The sequence below is a fragment of the Streptomyces sp. SID11385 genome (genome assembly GCF_010548245.1).
GTDB lineage: Bacteria > Actinomycetota > Actinomycetes > Streptomycetales > Streptomycetaceae > Streptomyces.
This window is the reverse complement of the sequence record NZ_JAAGLR010000668.1, coordinates 1-3259: the sequence shown is the minus strand read 5'-3', so window position 1 is coordinate 3259 and position 3259 is coordinate 1. Positions and strand designations below refer to the sequence as shown.

The window sequence follows — 3259 nt, the reverse complement described above, 5'->3', positions numbered from 1 at the left end:
CGGCAGCCGCCCCGCCATCGCGAGCGCCTGATCGCCCCAGGCCCGCAGCGAACCCTCCTCGTCGACGATCGCGACGTGCGGAGCCGACCACGCCTGCCGCTGGTCGCGCAGCCGCAGCCGCGCACTGCCCAGGTCGATCGCCACCTGCCTGCTCCGCGTACCCATGGTGCCCACTCCCGTTTCCGCGCCGGAGACCGCCCGCGTGCCGCGCCGGGCCCTCGCTTGCGACGCTCGCGCGCCCTCCGGCGCCCGGCAAGTCCGCGGACGCCGATCGGGTCGCCGCCGGGCGCGGGCGGTACGGGAGGGGGCGGAGCGGGTACGCGCGCGCGAGGCGGACGGGACGCGCCCCTTCGCGCTCAGCGCTCCAGCGGCCGGTGCGCCGTCTCCGGGAGCCGCAGGTACACCACCGAGGAGACCAGGCACAGCACGGCCACGTACCAGGGGAAGAGCCCGGCCCTGCCCCACTCCTTGAAGAGCGTCCCGACGTACGGCGCCGTGCCGCCGAAGAGCGCGACCGTCAGCGAGTACGGGAAGCCGATCCCCGCCGCCCGCACCCGCGCCGGGAACACCTCCGCGTTCACCGCCGCCGAGATCGACGTGAAGCCCGTCAGGAGCACCATCCCCGCGCAGCTCACCAGCAGCAACGAGACGAAGGAGCCGGTGAGCAGACGCAGCAGCGGCACGCACAGGAGCGCGAAACCGAGCCCGAAGAAGAGCAGGAGGGGACGCCGCCCGAAACGGTCCGAGAGCAGCCCCGCCAGGGGCTGGAGCAGCGCGAAGAAAGCGAGCGCGAGCGTCGAGGCGAGCAGCGCGTCGCCCTTCGCCACGCCCGCGTTCAGCTCCGCGTACGTCGGCAGGTACGACGTCCACGTGTAGTACGCGAGGGTGCCGCCCGCCGTGATCCCGCCGATCAGCAGCGAGGCGCGCGGGTGGCGGCGCAGCGCCTCGAAGAGCGGGGGGCGCCCGGCCGTGCGCGCCGTCTCCCGCGTCTCCTCGGCGCCCCGCCTGATCCAGAAGCCCGCCAGGCTCAGCACGGCGCCGAGCACGAACGGCAGCCGCCACCCCCAGGAATCCATCCGCCCCTCGCTCAGCGCCCGCACGAGCAGCGCGGCGACCCCGGAGGCGATGAGCTGCCCGATCGTCGTCGAGACGTACTGGAAACTGGAGAAGAGCCCGCGCCTGCCGGGACCGGCCGACTCCACGAGGAAGGTCGTCGAGGCGGCGAACTCCCCGCCCACCGACAGACCTTGCAGCAGCCGCGCGAGCACCAGCACGAGCGGGCCGAGCAGCCCGGCCGCCGCGTAGGTCGGGGTCAGCGCCACGAGCAGGCTCGACCCGCCCATGAGCAGGATCGTCACCGTCAGCGCGGCCCGCCGCCCCCGCCGGTCGGCGACCGCGCCCATGAGAAGCCCGCCCACCGGGCGCATGAAGAACCCCACCGCGAAGACCGCGAACGTGGAGAGCAGCGGGACGAGCGAGTTGTCCGCGCCCTGGGGGAAGACCTGGTCGGCGAGGTAGGTGGCGAGGAAGGTGTACGCGTACCAGTCGTACCACTCGACGGCGTTGCCGACGGAGGCCGCCGCGAGCTGACGCACCGGGCGACGGGTGGGGGAGCGCGGCACGGGGGAGCCGGGAGCGGCGGTGGAGCCGGGGGACGTGTCTGTCATGGGCACGACCCTTTCCCGGGCGGTGGGCCGCCACACCTCACCTCCGGGCCCGCCCCGTCTCACGCCGCGCCATCCTCCACCGCGCCGCCCGACGCTCCGCCGCGCGCACCCCGGAGCCGTACCCGCGTTTGCCCACGCCCTATGCGGCAACCCGCCCCTCGAACGTACGCCCCACCCCGGGACCGGGGCCGCCCGAGAGGAGACCGCCATGGCACAGGCGTCCGCCGCGCCCCGCACACCGCCCACCCCCGAGGACCCCTGGGACCGCGACCGCCTCGTGCGCTATCTGGAGGACCGCTTCGCCTGCGCCGCCTCCTGCCGCACCGCGGCCACCCTCACCGCCCGCCACTGCGGCACGCCCGCCGCCGAACCCTCGGTGCTGCGCGCCCTGCGCTGCGTCGAGGTCTGCGACAGCACCGCGCGGCTCCTCGGCGCCGAACCCCTCCTCGACCCCGAGGACGACGAGCTCCGCTTCCGCCTCGACTGGTGCCGCACCACGTGCCTCGACTGCGCGGCCCACTGCGCGCGCCTGCCCGGCGCTGAGGACGCCGTCGCCGCCTGCCGCGCCTGCGCCGCCTCCTGCGCCCGGTTCCTCGCCACCCTCGCCGCCCGCTGAACGACCCCCGCCCGCCCCCCCACCGGCCCGGACCACCGCTTCGGGAGACAATCACCCCAGGCACGCACCACTCTCCCGGAGGTCCCGCTGTGGCCGAGCAGCCGTCCCACCCCGACCCCGGCCTCTACGGGCCCGGCACCGTCACCTGGCAGCTCCACGCCGACCCCGCCATGTGGATCGCGGGAGTGCGCGCCCTGTGGCTCCAGGCCCTCCACCCGCGCACCCTGCGCGGCGTCATGGCGAACTCCGACTTCCGCCAGGACGCCTGGGGGCGCCTGATCCGCACCGCGCGCTACGTCGCCGCCACCACGTACGCCGACACCCCCACCGCCGAACGTGCCGCCGCCCACGTACGCGGCATCCACCGCAGGCTCGGCGCCACCGACCCCGCCACCGGCGAACGCTACGGCGTCGACGAACCCGCGCTCCTGCTGTGGGTGCACTGCGCCGAGGTCTCCTCCTACCTCCACATCCTGCGCCGCTCCGGCTTCCGCCTCGACGACACCGCCGCCGACCGCTACGTCGCCGAACAACGCACCGGGGCCCGCCTCGTCGGCCTCGACCCGGCGCAGGTCCCCGCCACCGTCGGCGAACTCGACAGCTACTTCCGCAGCGTGAAGGACGAACTCGCCGTCGGCGCCGACGCCCGCGTCGTCGACGACTTCCTGCGCCGCCCGCCCGTCCCCTTCCCGCTCCTGCCGGCCCGCGCCCTGCTCTGGCGCCGCGTCTCCACTCTCGCCTACGGCTCCCTGCCGCCCTGGGCCCACCAGCTCTACGGACGCCAGGCCCCGCCGCCCGCCGTCGTCACCCGCCGCCTGCGCTCCACCGCACGCCTGCTGCGCGCCGTCCCCGGCGAGCTGCGCTGGCAGATGCCGCCCAAGTACATCCACGGCGCCGTCACCCGCCTCGGCCCCGAGGCCCGCCCGAGCCGCCGCATCCCCGCCTGAGCCGCGCCCGGGGCCTCCCGGCCCGTACC

The 3259-nt window shown here is 75.8% G+C and carries 3 protein-coding genes; 2 read left to right on the top strand and 1 reads right to left on the bottom strand.

Going from position 1 to position 3259, the window contains the following annotated elements; genetic code table 11:
* Positions 1 to 356 precede the first annotated feature (356 nt).
* Entirely contained in the window at positions 357 to 1667 is a 1311-nt protein-coding gene (locus G3I42_RS20415) for an MFS transporter (RefSeq protein ID WP_164287954.1), read from the bottom strand.
* A 208-nt stretch (positions 1668 to 1875) separates the two neighbouring features.
* Here G3I42_RS20415 and G3I42_RS20410 point away from each other — a divergent pair, with 208 nt between their 5' ends.
* Both G3I42_RS20410 and G3I42_RS20405 read left to right on the top strand, forming a co-directional pair.
* Complete coding sequence (locus G3I42_RS20410) at positions 1876 to 2283, top strand: ferredoxin (protein ID WP_239096576.1); 408 nt, start codon at positions 1876 to 1878, stop codon at positions 2281 to 2283.
* Positions 2284 to 2372: 89 nt separating this feature from the next.
* On the top strand, positions 2373 to 3230 hold the full coding sequence (locus G3I42_RS20405) for an oxygenase MpaB family protein (protein WP_164287952.1): 858 nt from the start codon (positions 2373 to 2375) through the stop codon (positions 3228 to 3230).
* Positions 3231 to 3259: the final 29 nt, after the last annotated feature.

Bases quoted from the DNA above. Each gene is read 5' to 3' on its own strand.
- G3I42_RS20415 (WP_164287954.1), bottom strand. From the start codon at position 1,667: ATGACAGACACGTCCCCCGGCTCCACCGCCGCTCCCGGCTCCCCCGTG.
- G3I42_RS20410 (WP_239096576.1), top strand. From the start codon at position 1,876: ATGGCACAGGCGTCCGCCGCGCCCCGCACACCGCCCACCCCCGAGGAC.